The following is a 16,630-nucleotide window of genomic DNA, read 5'->3' as shown; positions in this document are numbered from 1 at the left end:
AACAGCGAATGTTGGCGCCGTCGCTTGGCAACGCCCTGCGTGGTGGGGCGTGAACGATCACAGCTCGCCCGCCGGCAACGCGGTGTGGTTGTTCACGCCGATGGGGGAGCGCGACGGTTGGGGCAGGCCCGCCGGTCCCGGGTCGAGTGCCGGAAGTCCTTCCCCTGCAAGGAGAACACTCGTGCATCGAACAACTCTGCTGCGAGCCGTGCCGCTCGCGGTCGCCGCGCTCGCCGCGGTCGCGGTGGTGGTCCCGTCGCCCGCGGTCGCCGCCACCGGTGTGCTGCCGCACGGTCTGGTCAAGACCGCCGACCACACCGAGGTCAAGGAGGTCGTCCCGGTCCGGGCCGCGCTCGACGCGGCCCCGCTGGCGGTGAAGAAGCTCAACTACACCCAGCAGGTCCAGCAGCAGGACCAGTGGTGCTGGGCGGCGACCGGGTCCAGCATCGAGCGCACCCTCGGGGGCACCGCGACGCAGCAGTCGTTCTGCGCCGCGGGCAAGGGCGCCTCGGGCGGGTACTGCCGCAACGAGGCCGCCGAGATCCCCGAGATCGTGCGCGGTTTCCGGGGCACCGGGTTCAACGCCGTCGACGCGGGCGGGGCCATCAGCTTCGCCTCCGTGGTCAGCCAGATCGACGCCGGGATCCCGAACCTGACCGGGATCTACTGGACCTCCGGCGGCGGCCACGCCGAGGTGATCTACGGCTACGACTCGACGAACAAGACGATCATGGTCGGCGACCCGTGGCCGACCTACCAGCGGTACCAGACCTGGAACCACACCAAGTACCGCAGCAACGCCCAGTTCCGCTGGAACGACACCATCGTCAACATCACCAAGGCCCGGTAGGGGACGGCCGTGGCCTGCCGGAAACCCCTCGTCGCCGCGCTGCTGCTCGCGGTCGCCCTGTCCACGCCCGCCGCGGCTGCCGTGCCGCCGCGGCAACCCTCGCCGCCGGACCTCGCCGCCGCGCTGGCCGCCGCAGGGGAGCCCGCGTCGACCAGCATCGCCAAGACGAACTTCCGGCAGGTCCACGGCACCGACCCCACCACCATCACCGTCTCCTCCCGCGCCACCCCCACCTACGTCCTCAACCCCGACTTCGTCCGCGGCGTCCCCGGCGCCCCAGCGGGAATCCTGCAGTACGTCGCCGTCACCGCCACCGACGAGGTGGGCCACCACGCCACCCTCCGCGTCACGCCCGACGCCGCGGGCACCTGGTCGGTCGACAGCGTCTTCTCCGGCAACGACGAGGAGTCCCTCAGCGCGAACCTGGCCCGCGACGCCCTGCTGCTGAACGAGCCCCAGATCAACGGCTGGTACGCACTGACCCCCTCGGGCGTGGTGCTCCTGCGGGCCAGCATGCCCCAGTCCCCGATCGGCACCCTCGTTCCCCTGCCCCAGTACCAATCCCAAGTCCACACCCGCTACGCCGCGTCCTTGGAACCCCCACCCACCCCCACCCCGCCCTCCACTCGCGACTGGACCCTCCCTGCCGTGATCGGCGCGGCCCTCGCCCTCGCCTTGGCCATCCTGTGGCGCCGCCGATCGACGCGCTCCCGGCTTGCCGGTTCCGCGGTGGGCTAGTGGTCGTGGGGGAGCGCTTCAGCGTTTTCCCGCGGGTTGTCCACATGCCACCGAGTAGTCCACAGCCCGGAAATACTTCCCTTGACCGCCAACACGCCTCGTTAATCTGGCTTCATGCAGACGAAGAGCCTCGTGTAGGCAGCGAACACCATGTCCGGGAACAACGAGAAGCCCTCTCCCCGTGGTGGGGGAGAGGGCTGTGATCGAGCGGGACTACTTGGCGGCCAGGGCCTTGAGGCCGGCGTAGTCGCCTGCGCCGAGGAGGCGGCGGGAGGTGTCGCAGGGGGAGCTGGCGGGGGTCATGGTCTGGGTGGCGTTGTTGGCCTGGTCGACGTGGCCGAGGCCGGCGGTGTGGAGGCGCTCGTGGGTGAGGGTGGTTTCGAGGTCGTACTGCTGGCCGGTGCAGTTGGCGGGCTTGGTGGTGAACCAGGTGTAGGCGATGTTGTCGATGAGGGTGTCGGAGGCGATGACGACGCCCTTGGCGTTGTAGTAGGTGCAGGTGTAGGCGAGGACCTTGGCGGGCAGGGTGCCCCAGCCGGTGACGGACTTGTTGTCGTTGCCGGTGCAGGTGGCGGTGGAGGAGACCTGGGGCTTGAGGGTGGTGGTGCCGCCGTAGGTGTAGGTGGAGGTGGTGAGGTTGGTGAGGCCGCAGCGGTTGGTGCCCTTGGCGACGGTGTTGGTGGAGGTGGTGATGGAGCCCAGGGCGGTGGAGGCGATGTTGGCGGGGACGCCGTCACCGTTGTAGAGCCAGGTGAGGGTGCCGACCTTCCAGGTCTTGAGGGCGTAGGTGGTGTCCTCGCAGGCGCTGGCGGCGGAGGCGGCGGTCGCGGTGGCGGTGACGGCGTCGCCCTCGTCGTAGGTGAACGCCTCGGCGACCAGGAACACCTGGTCGTCAGCGGCGGCGGTCGAGGTGACCGGCTGGCCCGCGATGATGACGGCGGTGGCGGCCAGGGCGGTGGCGGCGAGAGTGGTGATCGAGCGGCGCATCGGGTACTCCCTGGTCGTCCTGGCTGGATGACACAAGAGTCGAGGCCGCGGGGAGCGGGTCGGGTGCGCACTCGGGTGCGAACCGGGTGCGCGCCTCAGCTGACACCCGGCGCTGCCGAACCTCACGGGTTTCCGACCCATCAGCGACCCCCACTCGGGCAGTCGAACCCGTTGCCTCCCAGCACACCGTCACCGCGTCACCCACAAACCCAGCCGCCGCCGCGTCTACCCCCGTCCTGGGTGAACCAGCCCCCCCGGCCGACCGCCAGCGCACGGGTGCGGGAACGGGTGCGCGATGCACTGTGGACAGTGCTGACCACGGGCCGGGCGCAACGCCTCTTACACCGCGCTCAGGCCACGGCACCTGCGTAGTGATGTCGTGCTCGGCGGAAGGCGACTGCTGTCATCGACAGTGCTGTTGTCCGGAAAGGACCCGGTCGACCACATAGCGGGCGTTGGCGGAGATGACCGGGTTGGTGCGGCGGTAGTACGGCAACTGGACGAGTGCCATCGACAGCGCCCAACCCCGGCCGCGGCCCCACATGTCGTCGTCGGCGTCGACGTGCGCCCGGAACTCGGCGCGGGCGGGCGGTTCCAGCAGACCCCACGCGGGGATCAGGTCCGTGGCGGGGTCACCGAGGCCCGCCGTGCCGAAGTCCAGCACCGCGGCGAGCCGACCGTCGCTGCCCAGCAGGTTGCTGGGCATGAGGTCGCAGTGGGTCCAGCGCGGCGGCCCCGACCAGGGTGGGATGGCGACGGCGGCCTCCCACGCGGCGAGCGCGGCGTCGACGTCGACCAGTTCGTCGGTCTCCCGCAGCGCCTGGATCGCGGACCGGGTCGCCGCGTCGGCATCGGCCAGTGGCCGGGCACCCCGGTGCGCGAGCGGACCGCCGTCCAGGTCGACCGCGCGCATGGCGGTGACGAACCTGGCCAGGTCCCGCGCCAACCCCAGGCCGACCTGGCCCTCGACGAGGACATCGCCCTCGATCCAGCGGTGCACCGACCACGCGTGCGGATACCCCGCACCCGGCTTGCCCAGCCCCACGACTGCCGGGATCTCGGCAGGGACAAGCGGAGCCAGCGCGGTCAGCCAGCGCGCCTCCTCGGCGATCCCGGCAGCCCCGCTCGCAGTGAGCGGCAGTCGCGCGGTCAGTTCGTCGCCGACTCGGTAGATGGCGTTGGTGGTGCCCCCGGACGCCAGGCGCCGCACCGGCAGGTCGGCCCACTCGGGGAACTGGTCGCCGACCAAGCGTCGTACCAGTCCGTCGTCGGTGGTCGCCTCGTCCGCGTGCATCGTCCCCATGGGGCCTGACCCTATCGATCCGGGTTGGCCGGACCGCGGTGTGGGTACTGTGGCGGTTGACCGGTATGTCCGAAAACGAGGGGACCTCGCTGTGGCTCACGACCCCGCCGCCCGCCGACCGTTGCGACTCCTGGCCGTCGCGGGAGCGCTGGCGATGCTGCCGTTGCTCGCCGCCTGCGGTGATGACGACGACGATGACGATGATGACGACGACAGCATGCGTTCGCAGTCCCGCCCGGCCGCTGTCCTGGTCATCGCCGACTGACCGCTGGTTCCCGCGGCGATCCCGGTGGCGGCGGGCAACGCCACCGGGTCACGGCATCGCGACGGCCGAAGGCGGGTTGATCGGCTGCCCCGCCGCCCTGACGCGATCGCGGCTGATCGGCCGAGGGCCTGTCCTCAAAGCCAGATGAGCAGAGTGGCCAGGTCGAGCATGCCTCGGTAGGAGGTGGCGGTCCTGTCGAGCGGGCGGCGATGGCGCGGAACTGCTTGAGCCGGTTGAAGCAGCGCTCGACCACGTCGCGGCGCTTGTAGGCGGTGCGGTCGAAGGCCGGTGGTCGTCCTCCGGCCCGGCCTTCGCGTCTGCGGTTGGCCTGCTGGTCGCGGCGTTCGGGGATCGTGGCGCGGCTGCCGCGGCCGCGCAGGTGGGCGCGGATGGCCTTGGTCGAGTAGCCCTTGTCCGCGATCACCCGGCTCGGCCGGGTCGCCGGGCGACCGGGGCCCGGCCGCCGGAACTCGATTCCGGCCATGACGGCGGCGAACCGGGTGCGGTCGTTGACGTTGCCGCCGGTCACGCTCGCGCGGCGGGCGCTGGCGGCGTGCCTCGGCGATCACACGCACCCCCGCCACAAGCACGGTGAGGGTGCCATCGCGCGACCAGCGCCAGAACCGGGTGTCGACCGTCCTCCACGGCCCGTGGCGTTCGGGCAGGTCACGCCAGGCGACACCCGTCTTGGCCTTGAACAGCATCCCGTTGATCACCCTGCGGTCGTCCACCCGAGGACGCCCCTGCACGCCCGAGGCAGGCAACAACGGCTCGATCGCCTGCCACTGCTCGCTGTGAGGACAGGCCCTAAGGGATGTCTCGTAACTGATCTTGTGGTGTGCCTGGGAGCGGAGACTCGGTTAGCCGGTGATGGTGAGGTTGTGCAGGAGGGCGATACCCGCGGCGGTGGCGGCCGGGGTGTGGCCTGCTCGGCGGTAGTCACGCAGGATCTTCCAGTTCTTCATCCCGGCCAGGGCGTGTTCGACCCGGGCGCGGATCTTGCGGTGGACGGTGTTGAGGTCTTCTTTCCAGGTCGGCAGCTCGATGCCGTCTCGGGGTTTGCGGTAGGGCATGATCACCTCGGAGTTGCCCTGGTAGCCGCCATCCGCCATCACCGGGCGACCTGCCAGTTGGGCGGCGATGCCGGAGTCGCGGTAGACGGTGCAGTCGTTGCGGTTGCCCGGTTGTGGGTCGCCGGTGGCGATCACGAGTCGGGTGTCGGCGTCGATAGCGACCTGCAGGTTGGTGGAGTAGCGGTAGTTCTTCGACCGCTCCGCCACCCGGTGGTCTCGGGTCGGGACCAAGGTGCCGTCCACGATGGCGACCTGGTCGATCCGGCGTTTGCGCACCGGCGCCAACGCCAACAGCGGGCCGAGTGAGTCCACCACCCGATGCGCGGCGGAGTGCGAGACACCGAACAACGGCCCGATCTGACGCATGGTCAGGTTCGTCCGCCAGTACACCGCCACCAGCTGCACCCGATCCGGCAGCGTCAACCGCCACTGCCTGCCCGGACGTCCGTCCGCGACCGCTTCCCCGCCACGTTGGGCCACCACCCGCACCAACGTGCGGAACCGGCCTGGCTCCACCCCGGTGAACGGCGCTATCCACTCCGACCGCGACGAGGAGATCACCTGCACCCGCACATGGTCAACCACCTGCCCCACAACCAGACCACTGGGTTACGAGACATCCCTTAGCCCGGGTAGCCGAGGACAGTGGGGTCGTCGCGGCGGACGATGGCGAGGAAACCCGGCGCGGGCAGTACGCCGACCGCGCGGAACAACCCGCGGAAGCTGCCCGAGTTTTGGTGGCCGGGCGGCGCGGTCCAGCCGTCGATGGTCGTTCGCTCGACTGTGCTCCCGCCGAGTTCCTGCCGGGTCAGTTCGGCGCGGGTATCGGTGAAGCACAGTCTCAGCACCGCCGTCGCGGTCGTGGCCAGCGTTCGCCTGCCCGCGCACTGCGCCTGCGCCAGCACCGTGGCGGAGCCATCGGCCGGGTCCACCGCCACCGACGACAGCACCCGTCCGCCCGCGACCTGTTCCTCGCCGACCGCGACCTGTCCCGCGTTCGCCCACAACCACCGGCCCCGCAACGCCTCCACCGCCACGGGCGAGCCGTCGCGGGTCCGCAGGAGTTCCCGGCGGCTGCCCAGGTCGTGCACGGAGACCGCCGTGCCGTCGGCGTTCCGGTTGACCAGGAAGTGCGAGCTCTCACCCGGCGGCACCGGGAACAGCCGCTGCCACCGCGCCACCCCGTCGCGATCGCCCAGCGCCACGACACCCCAGTCGTCCTGGCAGCTCAACGACACGATGACCACGTCTGCACCCGACTCGTGCACACCCCACGGCGACAGGCACCCCGCGGGCGCCTGCCAGGTCCACAACCGCTCCCCGGTGCGCAGATCGGTGCCGTGGGTGCGGTGGTCGACGCGGTGGTCTGGGAGGTCGAACCGCTCAGACACCGGGAGCACGCTGTTGGAGGGCAACGGATCAAGCGCGCTGTGGTCGCGTACCGCCCACTCCCGCAGCACATCCCCGGTCGCCGCGTCGAGCAACACCGACAGCTCGCCGTCGCGCGCGTGTGGCCCGCCGCCGCTGAACGTCGCCACCACGAGCGCCTGGTCGGGTGTGGTGGCCAGCGAGGTCACGTCGGTGCCCGCGCGGGTGTAGTGCCACAACCGCCTGCCACCCGCGCCCACCGCGACGACCTGTCCCGCGTCGGTGCCGACCACCAACCCGGTCCCGGCGACCACCGCCTCGACGACCGGCGCGTCCGCCGTCCAGCGCCATGGTTCGCCCCGAGGCCGGTCGACCACCTCGGGTCGGGCCTGCGCCGCGACCGTCCCGGACTCGACCGCCACCGCGTCCGGCACAGAGCGGACGCCGAACCCCGCTGCCGCGACCACCAGCACCGACACCACGGTGAGCACCCAACCGCGGCGATCACGCGTCACCGCGCCCAGCAGCGTCGCCACCGCCCCCACCAGGAGAACCCAGGACGACGGCCCAGCCACCCCCGACACCACATCGGTCACGACCAGGAACCCGGCGAATCCCGCCGCTGCCCCCGCCACGACACCCCCAACCCGCCGCGCCCCACCCAACACCAGCAGCGCCGCGAGCCCGACCCCGGCGACCCCGATGCCACCCCACACCGGATCGGTCCGCGCCACGCCGCCGTCGAGCAGCATCGACACACCCGCGCACACCGCGCCCGCCACCGCGAGCCCCATCCCGATCACGACACCACCCCCGCCACAGTCGACGCGCCCCGCCCCGGTCCCGTTCCCTTACCGCCGGTGGCAGTCCTTCCCACTCGCCTGTCCGGGTCGCGCTCGCGGTGGTGTAGAGGTCGACGAGCCCGCTCGGGGCCGTCCGGGCCCGGGTGTGCCACGGTGGGCGGGTGACGTGGGATGGCGAGGACTACCAGCGGCGGTTCGACCGGCTCGCGGGCAGTGGGCAGGACGTGCACGGGGAAGCCGAGTTCGTTCGCGGGTACCGGCCCGCGACCGTGCTGGACGCGGGCTGCGGCACGGGCCGCGTGGGCATCGAGTTGGCCAGGCACGGGATCGACGTCGTCGGGGTCGACGGTGACGAGTCGATGCTGACCGTGGCCCGGGAGCGCGCGCCAGGCATCACGTGGCACCACCGAGACCTGGTGGGGCTGGACCTCGGGCGGGCCTTCGACGTGGTCGTGATGGCGGGCAACGTGCCCCTCTTCACCGCACCCGGCACACAGGCGGCCCTCGCTGCCGGCGTCGCGAGCCACGTCACCGAGAACGGCGTGCTCGTCGCAGGCTTCTCACTGGACCGCGGCTACACCACAACCGACTACGACACCCACTGCACAGCGGCGGGCCTGACCCTCGTCGAGCGGTACGCCACCTGGGCCAAGGACCCGTTCAACGGCGGCGACTACGCCGTGTCGGTCCACCGCCGCTGAGCCGCTGATCGTGAGGGGTTGGCTGTTGTGCGGGTAGCCGTACAGGAGGGGCAACTGCTGCAAGGGAGGTGGCCGCCGCAGGTGGGATGGCCGGTGCACGGGAGATGGCTGGTGGGCGGGAGATGACTGCTTCAGCAGGAGCAGGAGGCGGCCGCTGCGAGGGGAGATGGCCGGCTGGGCCGCGAGCAGCCCAGCCGGGGGCGTGCGGTTACTGCGCGACGAGGCGGGCCAGGCGGCGGTCGTCGGGCCAGCGGACGTCGTGGGCCCAGCCGAGCTTCTCGAAGATCCAGATGACCCTGGCCGAGATGTCGACCTGGCCGCGGCGGACGCCGTGGCGGGCCGAGGTGGGGTCGGCGTGGTGCAGGTTGTGCCAGGACTCGCCCATGGACAGGATGGCCAGCGGCCAGAAGTTGGCCGACTTGTCCCTGCTGGCGAACGGGCGGTCGCCGACCATGTGGCAGACCGAGTTGACCGACCAGGTGACGTGGTGCTGGAAGGCGACCCTGGCCAGCCCGGCCCACAGGAACGCGCTCAGCGCGCCCCACCACGACCAGGTGATCAGGCCGCCGAGCAGCGCGGGCAGGCCGACGCTGAGGGTGACCCAGAGCGGGAACAGCCGGTCGACCATCCGCAGGTCGGCGTCGGCGGCGAGGTCGGGGGCGAACCGGTCGACGTTGGTGCGGTCGCGGCCGAACAGCCAGCCCATGTGCGCGTGCCAGAAGCCGCGCAGCAGCGCCATCGGCGACGTGCCGAACAGCCACGGGGAGTGCGGGTCGCCCGCGCGGTCGGAGAACGCGTGGTGGCGGCGGTGGTCGGCGACCCAGGTGATCACCGAGCCCTGCGCGGCCAGCCCACCGGCGATGGCGAGCGCGACCCGCAGCCCCCGGTTCGCCTTGAACGCGCCGTGGGTGAAGTACCGGTGGTAGCCGATGGTGATACCCAGCGTCGACACCGTGTAGAAGACCGCGGCGATGCCGATGTCGACCCAGCTGACGCCCCACCCCCACACCGCGGCTGGCACGACCCCGACCAGGGCCACGAACGGCACGATCAGGAAGAACCGAATGGTGATCAGCTCGGCTCGGCCTGCCTGCTCGGCCAGGATCGGCTTCTTCGGTGGTCGGGGGGTGTCGACTGGTGGGCTGGGTGTCGCTGTGGTCATATTTCGCCTCGGGTAGTCGTGGACGAGCGCGACCGTGCGGGCGCACGGCGCCGCACCCGGCGCGGGGCAGCGGCTCGTTGGGGGTTCAAGCGGTGTGGGACTCTCGCCCGACGCGTTCGGCAGCCGTGGTGAACGCCAGCACGTGGTCGACCGAACGGGGGTGGCGGGGCGCTGCCGGGGTCCACCCGGTCGGTGTCGCGCCGTTGGCACCGCCTGTCACCCGTGACGGTACGCGGCATCCACCCCGCCTACCACGTGGTGACCGCGGTTCGGGACGAAATCGCGGATTCCCGTCGGTCCCGACCAGGCAATCGCCCGTGTCGTCGCGGTTGTCACCCCCGTTGCGGCTGTCGGTGGGGTACGCTGGGCCACAGGGCGCGCCGATCCACCCGCATCCAGCGGGTGTGCTTCCCAGGCTGGTCCGACCCGCCTGAGGTCGGTTCGCCGAGCACCGGCCCACCCGCCGGGCACCGCTCGCTCTCCCTGTTCTCCCCTGGTCGCCACCACGCGCACGCTGGCCGCGGCCCTTCCCGAGCCACTCGCGCGGTCCGCCGCGCGGCAGGCCCACAGCCAGGAGGCTGGCCGCATCCACATGACACGCACCGACGCACACCCCGAGACGCACCGCGACCACCGGAGCACCCAGGCCGCCGTGGCGGGTGCGCCGCGGCCGAGGGCCGCGACCGGGTGGCGTCCCACCAGGGCCGTGTCCCAGCACGCGCTGACCCCGCCGACCGAGATCGCCCACGCCCTGGCGAGTGCGCTCGGCGGCTACGTCAGGACCGTCGCCGCGGCGCTCGGGGTGCCTGCGGAGGGCGTCACCTGCGAGGTCACCGACACGGTCACCGCGTACGTGGCGCTCGGGCACCGGGCCACCGCGTACCCGGACCGCGACGTGATGCTGGTGTGGGACGCGCGGGGCTGGTCGGTGTCGGTGGAGACCGACCCGGCGGAACGCCCGATCGTGCTGTCGGCCGCCAGCGGCGACCTGGTGCCCGACCCGGCCGAGGTGGCCGGGTTCGTGTCCGTGGCGCTCGCCAGGCGCACCGCCCGGTCCGCCGCACCGGCGGCGCCGGACCCGCTCGACTGGACCGACGTCGTCGAGCGCATGCGCGGGCACGGCCGCTGAGCCGCCCGCGCGACCCGAGTGGACACCACCGCAGAGACCAAGAACCACCCGTGAGACAAGAGGAACCCATGACGCCTGTGACCGCACAGCACGAGGGCGGGATGTCCCCCGTCCTGTTCAGCCACCCCACCACCGAGGAGCGGGCGGTGACCAGGAACCCCGGCAACGCCGAGGTGCCCCGCTTCGAGTCCTCATCGGACACCCCGGGCACCGCGCCCACCCCGAGGCACCCGGACCGGTCCACCCCTTGACCATCACCCCGGACGTCCGAAGTGGACTGACGCTGTCCGGTGCGGTCGGCCTGACGCCGTGGCGAGCGGCCGATGTCGACGACGCGTTCGCCGTCTACGGCGCGGCCGCGGTGACCAGCTGGCCGTGTCCGCAGGTCGCCCGGGTTGCCGACCTGGCCGCGATGCGCGTGCTGGTCGAGCAGTGGGGGCGCGAGGGCCTGGGGGCGCCGCACGGCCGGTGGGCGGTCCGGCGCCTCGACGACGGCGGCGTGGTCGGCGGGGCCACCCTGCTGCCGTTGCCGCCCGGCGACGAGGACACCGGCATGACCTGGCAGCTGCGCCCCGACGCCGACGCCCAGCTCGCCGAGGAGACCGCCTTCCTGGTCGCCTCCCAGGCGTTCGCGCACGGCCTCGACGAGGTGTTCGCCCTGGTCCGGCCGGGTGCCGACACCACGGCGATCCGCCGGAACGGCATGTACTGGGTCGGCGAGACCAGCAAGTACTTCGGCCTGGACCTGCAGGTGTACCGGCTGCGCGTGGCCGATCTCGACCGCGCCGCCCCCGAGGGTCACCACCCACCGAGCTGAACCCGGCCGACCTGAACCGCACTGACCTCAGCCGCGGGACATGACCAACGCACGACTGTCCGCCCCCGTGAACGACCGGGGGCGGACAGTCGGCGTTTGTCCTGAGGGCCGGGTTACGGCACCCGGACCGAGACCGCTTCCGGACCCTTGCGGCCCGCACCGATCTCGAACTCGACCTGCTGGTCGGGTGTGGCTGGCTGGGAGGCGGCAGCCGGTGGGGTGCCCGGCGCGGGCTCCTGGCCCGCGATGCCCAACATGGACAGCAGCACACCGCGGTCCTCGGCGTCGAGCGAGTGCACCGCGACCGTGCGGGCCGCGCGGACCCGCTGGACCGCCTCGGCCTTCTCCGCGGCCGCCCGGCCGTCGGCGAAGCCGATCGCGGCCTTGCTCGAGCGCTCGGCGGGACTGGTCAGTGCGTGGTGTGACGTGGCGAGCTGGTAGTCCGGCGGCAAGCCGGTGCTCCCGTCCCCGACCGCGAGAACGGCGGTCGGTCTCAGCCGGGAACCGGATCCGCTGGGTGCCGACACCTTGGTACCCCGACCGAACCGATTGTACCGCAACAGGTGCCGCGCCGGACCGGGTGCGGGTGCCCTGCGCCGGAACGATCCCCACGCCGGTCGGGCACCGCGGCCTCCGAGAACTCCCGGTTGCCGCGGGATCGCGCACCTGTGGGACGAGGACCGACCCGCTCGTGCGCAGCTACGTCCCCGCGGTGCGCCGGGCACCTGCCGCGCGAGGACTACCCGAACGGACAGCTGTTCGCCGACCTGCGGGGCGCCGACCCTTCCGGGACGCCTCGACCTGGTCCACATCGGCCCGGACGGCACGCTTCGCGTCCGGTGCAACGGGAACGGGCTCACGACACGGCCGTGGACGAACGAGGTCGTTGTCGGCACCGGGTTCGACGACCCCACCCGGGTCCACTTCGCCGACCTGTCGGGTGACGGTCGCGCCGAGCTGGTGCACCACGAGCGTGCCGCTACGACGGCAACGGCCTCGTCGCGGTGCCGGGGACCGGTGAGCTGGTGATCGGCAACGAACTTGACCCGACCCGCGTCAAGTTCGGCGACCTCACCGGTGACGGGCGCGCCGACCTGGTCCACGTCCGCGCCGACGGGACGCCGGTCGCCCGGTTCGACGACAAGGGCTTCACCAGCGAACCCCGGGCGGGGGAGGTGCGGGTTCCCCTACCCCGTTCGGGTCATCACCGCCTGCGGCCGAGCCCCATCGTTCGAGGTCGGGGGCACTCGGTGACCGGTCCGGATTACCGGTCCTGGCACCTGCGGCATACCCCCTGGAGATACCTCGTCGCCGCGTCGGCATGGGGGGAATGGGTGGTATAGCCTCAGCGGTGAGCCCCACCTCAGAGAGGGGGCACCCATGACCGATACGCCAGCCACCGGGCCCGTACTGTCGACTCCACCACCCGCGGATCCCCTTCCGCCGACCGCCGCGGAGCTGCCAACCCCCCTCTCGGCCCGTGCCGCGCGCGACGGGTCCCAGGCGGCAGGCGTCCTGCTGTTGGTGGTGCTGCTCGTCCTGCTCGTGCTCTGGCTGCGGGGATCCCCGCCGGTCACCCCCCTCTCGACCACCGCGGCGGACCTGGTCCTGCCCGCGGTCGCCATGCTCGTCGCGGCCGGGTTCCTGCTCGCCGCGGCCGCCGCCGCGCCGCGCACCTGGTTCCCGCGCCGCCGCGTGTCCCCCGCAACTCTCCGCTGACACCGACGGCCGCCCCGCACGGCAACGGCCCCCCAACGGGGTGTTGCCCCGGTGCTCCCGCCGGATGAACAACACCGTCCGTCCACAGCCGGGTCCTGGACGCTGACCTCGGTGGTGGAAGGTTTGTCCGCACCTCGCACTGCCAGCCCGGCACCACCGCACGCCGTGCTGAGCGCCCACCGAAAGAAATGACCACACCATGACTGCATCACCTGTTTCCGAGACCCAGCAACCGGAGTCTCGGCGTGGCAGCGACTTCGCCGAGCTGTCGCGCTCGATCAAGAGCGAGGGGTTGCTGCACCGGCGGCACACCTACTACGCGGTGCGGATCGCCACGAACTTCGCGCTGCTCGCCGCCGCGGTGGCCGGGTTCGTGCTGCTGGGTGACTCGTGGTGGCAGGTGATCACCGCGGTCGTGTTCGGCCTGGTGCTCACCCAGTTCGCCTTCGTCGGCCACGACGCCGGGCACCGCCAGATCTTCCAGAACCGCAAGGGCAACGACGTCGTCGGCTACGCCCACGGCGCCATCACCGGCATCAGCTACCAGTGGTGGGTCAGCAAGCACAACCGCCACCACGCCAACCCCAACCACGAGGACGAGGACCCCGACATCGACATCCTCGTGCTGGCCTTCACCGACCGGCAGGCCACCACCAAGAGCGGTGTCGCGCACTTCATCACCAAGTACCAGGCGTTCCTGTTCTTCCCGCTGCTGCTGGTCGAGGCCATCATGCTGCGCATCGCCAGCGTGCAGGCCGTGGTCACCAAGGACATCAAGCCCTTCCGGCTCGAAGGCGCCCTGCTGCTCGTGCACACCGCCGTGTACCTCGCCGCGGTGTTCACCGTGCTCTCGCCGCTCAAGGCGCTGGTGTTCATCGCCGTGCACCAGGGCGTGATGGGCGTCTACCTCGGTTGTTCCTTCGCCCCCAACCACAAGGGCATGCCGATCCTGAGCAAGGACGACGCGGTGGACTTCCTGCGCAAGCAGGTCCTCACCTCCCGCAACATCACCGGCGGCCGCTGGGTCGACTACCTGTTCGGCGGCCTGAACTACCAGATCGAGCACCACCTGTTCCCCAACATGCCCCGCGCGAACCTGCGCCGCGCGCAGCCCATCGTGCAGGAGTTCTGCGACCGGCAGGGGATCCCGTACGCGCACTGCGGCATCTTCGCCTCGTACCGCCAGGTCTTGAGCCACCTGCACTCGGTCGGCGCCACCCTGCGCACCCCGGCTCTCGCGAGCAGCTAGGTCCAACCGGGAGGTCCTCTTGAGCTACTCGAGGGGACCTCTCACCCCGGTCAGCTCCGGCGGCGCCCCGCGGTCGAACGTGGCGCCGCGGAAGCCGGGCTCGTCGCCCGCGGTCAGGCCGGTGCCGTGGAAGTCGGTGTCGCCGCCGAACGCCGCGGCACCGAAGTCCATGCCCGCCAGGAAGAGCGCGCCGCGGAAGTCGGCGTACCCGCCGAAGGTCGCCGAGCCGAAGGTGACCTCCCCGTCGAAGCGGGCCCGCTCGAAGTCCGCGCCGTCGCTGAAGGTCGCCGACCCGAAGTTCGCGCCCCGGGTGAACCGCGCCGAGGCGAAGTCCGCGCCGTCGGTGAACGTGCTCCACTCGAAGTCGGCCCCGGCGAACACCGCGGCCTCGAAGCTCGCGTGGTCGCTGAAGGTGGCCCACTCGAAGTCGGTGTCGCCGCGCAGCACCACCGAGCCGAAGTTGGCCCCCGAGGTGAACGTCGTCCCGCCGAAGTCCGCGTCGCCGCTCACCGTCGCCGACCCGAAGTCCGCGTAGCCGACGAACGTCGCCGCCTTGAACACGACGGTCCGCGCGGCGCACCCGTGCAGGCTGAACCCCACCAGCGTCGCCGCGGTCAGGTCCAGGTCGATGTCGTGCCAGTAGGTCGGCACCGGTGCGCCCGGGTGCGTGCCGGGGTGCAGGTGCGCGGCGATCAGCCGTTGCGCGGTCAGCCGGACCTCCCGTTCCCTGAGCCGGTCCCGGTAGGTCGCCGCCAACGCCTCCTCGGCCACCTCCACCGGCAGGTCGTCGGACGCCTCGTCGGGCAGGTCGCACGGCATCCGCAGGCAGGCGCACAGCACGTTGACGATGGTCTGCCGCTGCCCGGGGTTGTCCTGCGCCAGCCGCTCCAGCGCGTAGAGCCCGCCGAGCCGCGCCGGTGCCTGCGCCGACCCGAGCAGCTCGACGGCCTTGGTGTAGAGGTCGGTGATCCGCCGCGCCGCCGCGTCGTCGCGGGTGTCGGCGGCGACCCGCTCCTGGAGCCGGAACGCCACCATGGCCGCCGCCTGGTCCCGGTCCTTCTGCCGCAACCCGATCTCGGTGCTGCGCTGCCGCCGCGCCGCCAGCAGCAACGCCGCCGCACCCCCCGTCCCCACCACGATCGACCCCGCCGTCCTGATCGCGTCCAACCGAACCCGGTTCTCCTCGCTGTCACGCCCCGGCTCCCCGGCCAGCAGCCACACCGCCACCCCCACCCCGACCGCGACGATCACCACCGCCCACACCAACATCACCCGCACGGACAACACGGTGTAGTCCTCAGGCTCATCTCTACCGCCGTCGTCCGCCTCGTCATCGCTTCTCATCCCACCAGCCTGCTGACCCCCACGCCCAAGGCCAGCCCCATCCACCTACCGGGTGACAGCGCTGGAGCTCCACGTCGAGCGCGAGGGCCACCAGCGGTCCCAGGATGAACCCCCTGGCCTCCACCCGAGAACGACCGTGGGCCGCTCGCCCGCGACGAGAGCCGCCAACGCGACTGGGTGGACACCGGTGGGCAGGCGCTCGGGGTTCGGCGGCTCGTGGACGCGGTCGGCGCGGAGTGGGTCGGGGTGGCGAGCGTTGTCGACGCCTTTGCTCTGCCCTCCCGTTCGCGGTCAACCGAGTTCATCTGTCCACAGTGGATCTAAGGTCAGCCGGTGCGGGTGGCGGTGACGGCGGTGGCGGTGTAGGGCATGCGGAACTCGTCGTCGATGGCGTTGCCCACGGTGGTGAGGATGTGGGCGAGTTTGTCCGGGGGGAGCAGGTTGAGGACGCCCTGGGTGGGGATCTGGTCGAGCCACTCGTCGCGGGTGTAGGTGCGCTCCCAGTCGAAGGTCCACTGCTCGGGGGCGGTGAAGCCACCCGCGGCGAGGATGCCGTCGGTGGTCTTGGTGGCCATCGCCCGGTAGGCGTCGTGCGGGGAGGCAGTCGGCGGCAGGATGAAGGGGGAGCCGGGCATCACGTCCTCACAGGCCGCGACGAAGGCGCTGCTCACCTCGGGCGGCGGGACGAACACGTGCCAGAACGCCGCCAGCACACCGCCCGGGCGCAGCAGCCGCCTGGCCTTCACCGCCCCCGCGACCGGGTCCACCCAGTGCCACGCCGTGCCCGCGACGACCGCGTCGAACTCCCGGCCCGCGGCGTCCCACTCCTCGAAGGTCGCCACCTCGACCGCCAGCCCGCCGCGGCGGGCGAACTCCGCCATCCGCTGGTCGGGCTCCACCGCCAGCACCGTGCAGCCCGCCGCCTGGAACTGGCGGGCCGCGATGCCCGTGCCGCAGCCGACGTCGAGCACGGCGCGGCCGGGGCTCGCGGCGAGGACCCGCTCGATCAGGGCGTCCGGGTAGGTGGGCCGGGTGCGGTCGTACCGCTCGGCGTTGGCCCCGAACGACTCCGCCACCTGCCGCGCCTCGTGCGGAACCTTGGTCACGCACCCATGCTAGGGG

Annotated in this window: 19 protein-coding genes and 1 pseudogene; 11 read left to right on the top strand and 9 right to left on the bottom strand. The window is 71.9% G+C overall.

Annotation, left to right across the window (positions count from 1 at the left end; all coding sequences use genetic code 11):
• The first annotated feature begins 181 nt into the window (after positions 1-181).
• Together CLV68_RS17345 and CLV68_RS17340 are read left to right on the top strand one after the other, a co-directional pair.
• Positions 182-850, top strand: a complete 669-nt coding sequence (locus CLV68_RS17345) for a papain-like cysteine protease family protein (protein WP_425454858.1) — start codon at positions 182-184, stop codon at positions 848-850.
• A 9-nt stretch (positions 851-859) separates the two neighbouring features.
• On the top strand, positions 860-1,588 hold the full coding sequence (locus CLV68_RS17340) for a hypothetical protein (protein ID WP_121391901.1): 729 nt from the start codon (positions 860-862) through the stop codon (positions 1,586-1,588).
• A gap of 213 nt (positions 1,589-1,801) precedes the next feature.
• Here CLV68_RS17340 and CLV68_RS17335 read toward each other — a convergent pair whose 3' ends face one another.
• Entirely contained in the window at positions 1,802-2,575 is a 774-nt protein-coding gene (locus CLV68_RS17335) for a peptidase M10A (protein ID WP_121391900.1), read from the bottom strand.
• Positions 2,576-2,978: 403 nt separating this feature from the next.
• Positions 2,979-3,878, bottom strand: a complete 900-nt coding sequence (locus tag CLV68_RS17330; RefSeq protein ID WP_121391899.1) for an aminoglycoside phosphotransferase family protein — start codon at positions 3,876-3,878, stop codon at positions 2,979-2,981.
• 91 nt (positions 3,879-3,969) lie between these two features.
• Here CLV68_RS17330 and CLV68_RS34000 point away from each other — a divergent pair, with 91 nt between their 5' ends.
• Complete coding sequence (locus CLV68_RS34000; protein WP_170224419.1) at positions 3,970-4,143, top strand: hypothetical protein; 174 nt, start codon at positions 3,970-3,972, stop codon at positions 4,141-4,143.
• 134 nt (positions 4,144-4,277) lie between these two features.
• On the opposite strand, the pseudogene CLV68_RS36020 reads toward CLV68_RS34000, so the two are convergent.
• From CLV68_RS36020 to CLV68_RS17315, 3 genes and pseudogenes are all read right to left on the bottom strand, one after another.
• A pseudogene (locus CLV68_RS36020) lies at positions 4,278-4,973 on the bottom strand (transposase).
• A 30-nt stretch (positions 4,974-5,003) separates the two neighbouring features.
• The gene (locus CLV68_RS17320; protein WP_121392349.1) at positions 5,004-5,783 is read right to left on the bottom strand and encodes a transposase; all 780 of its coding nucleotides are present in this window, start codon (positions 5,781-5,783) and stop codon (positions 5,004-5,006) included.
• Positions 5,784-5,839: 56 nt separating this feature from the next.
• Complete coding sequence (locus tag CLV68_RS17315) at positions 5,840-7,387, bottom strand: PQQ-binding-like beta-propeller repeat protein (protein ID WP_121391898.1); 1,548 nt, start codon at positions 7,385-7,387, stop codon at positions 5,840-5,842.
• Between the two features lie 161 nt (positions 7,388-7,548).
• On the opposite strand from CLV68_RS17315, the gene CLV68_RS17310 reads away from it, so the two are divergent.
• Positions 7,549-8,088 carry a class I SAM-dependent DNA methyltransferase gene (locus CLV68_RS17310; RefSeq protein WP_121391897.1) on the top strand — a complete coding sequence of 180 codons (540 nt, stop codon included), beginning with the start codon at positions 7,549-7,551 and terminating at the stop codon, positions 8,086-8,088.
• Between the two features lie 208 nt (positions 8,089-8,296).
• Here CLV68_RS17310 and CLV68_RS17305 read toward each other — a convergent pair whose 3' ends face one another.
• Entirely contained in the window at positions 8,297-9,250 is a 954-nt protein-coding gene (locus CLV68_RS17305) for an acyl-CoA desaturase (RefSeq protein WP_121391896.1), read from the bottom strand.
• A gap of 592 nt (positions 9,251-9,842) precedes the next feature.
• Between CLV68_RS17305 and CLV68_RS17300 the strand changes: the two genes are divergently transcribed.
• From CLV68_RS17300 to CLV68_RS17295, 3 genes are all read left to right on the top strand, one after another.
• The gene (locus tag CLV68_RS17300) at positions 9,843-10,379 is read left to right on the top strand and encodes a DUF6292 family protein (protein ID WP_121391895.1); all 537 of its coding nucleotides are present in this window, start codon (positions 9,843-9,845) and stop codon (positions 10,377-10,379) included.
• 68 nt (positions 10,380-10,447) lie between these two features.
• Positions 10,448-10,630 (top strand): hypothetical protein, encoded by a 183-nt coding sequence (locus CLV68_RS33405; protein WP_147460046.1) that lies wholly within the window; start codon positions 10,448-10,450, stop codon positions 10,628-10,630.
• Positions 10,627-11,196 (top strand): GNAT family N-acetyltransferase, encoded by a 570-nt coding sequence (locus tag CLV68_RS17295; RefSeq protein WP_246009926.1) that lies wholly within the window; start codon positions 10,627-10,629, stop codon positions 11,194-11,196. Before CLV68_RS33405 ends, CLV68_RS17295 begins: the two co-directional genes overlap by 4 nt.
• A gap of 113 nt (positions 11,197-11,309) precedes the next feature.
• Here the strand turns inward: CLV68_RS17295 and CLV68_RS17290 are convergent, their stop codons facing one another.
• Entirely contained in the window at positions 11,310-11,723 is a 414-nt protein-coding gene (locus tag CLV68_RS17290) for a cold-shock protein (protein ID WP_147460045.1), read from the bottom strand.
• Between CLV68_RS17290 and CLV68_RS36015 the strand changes: the two genes are divergently transcribed.
• The 4 genes from CLV68_RS36015 to CLV68_RS17275 all read left to right on the top strand — a co-directional run bounded on the left by CLV68_RS36015 (position 11,653) and on the right by CLV68_RS17275 (position 14,164).
• A complete protein-coding gene (locus CLV68_RS36015) occupies positions 11,653-12,225 on the top strand; it encodes an FG-GAP repeat domain-containing protein (RefSeq protein WP_425454857.1) in 573 nt (190 codons plus the stop codon). The two genes, CLV68_RS17290 and CLV68_RS36015, sit on opposite strands and share 71 nt — an antisense overlap.
• Positions 12,222-12,539, top strand: a complete 318-nt coding sequence (locus tag CLV68_RS17285; RefSeq protein ID WP_147460044.1) for a hypothetical protein — start codon at positions 12,222-12,224, stop codon at positions 12,537-12,539. Before CLV68_RS36015 ends, CLV68_RS17285 begins: the two co-directional genes overlap by 4 nt.
• A gap of 37 nt (positions 12,540-12,576) precedes the next feature.
• Positions 12,577-12,915, top strand: coding sequence for a hypothetical protein (locus CLV68_RS33400; RefSeq protein ID WP_147460043.1), 339 nt, complete (start codon positions 12,577-12,579; stop codon positions 12,913-12,915).
• 199 nt (positions 12,916-13,114) lie between these two features.
• Positions 13,115-14,164, top strand: a complete 1,050-nt coding sequence (locus tag CLV68_RS17275) for a fatty acid desaturase family protein (RefSeq protein WP_121391891.1) — start codon at positions 13,115-13,117, stop codon at positions 14,162-14,164.
• 24 nt (positions 14,165-14,188) lie between these two features.
• On the opposite strand, the gene CLV68_RS17270 is transcribed toward CLV68_RS17275, so the two are convergent.
• A complete protein-coding gene (locus tag CLV68_RS17270; protein WP_121391890.1) occupies positions 14,189-15,508 on the bottom strand; it encodes a pentapeptide repeat-containing protein in 1,320 nt (439 codons plus the stop codon).
• A 326-nt stretch (positions 15,509-15,834) separates the two neighbouring features.
• Positions 15,835-16,614 (bottom strand): class I SAM-dependent methyltransferase, encoded by a 780-nt coding sequence (locus tag CLV68_RS17265; RefSeq protein ID WP_425454856.1) that lies wholly within the window; start codon positions 16,612-16,614, stop codon positions 15,835-15,837.
• Positions 16,615-16,630: the final 16 nt, after the last annotated feature.

The organism is Actinokineospora cianjurensis (genome assembly GCF_003663795.1).
In the GTDB taxonomy this organism is placed as follows: domain Bacteria; phylum Actinomycetota; class Actinomycetes; order Mycobacteriales; family Pseudonocardiaceae; genus Actinokineospora; species Actinokineospora terrae.
Note: the sequence above shows the minus strand (reverse complement) of the source record. Positions and strands in the feature narration are given on the sequence as shown.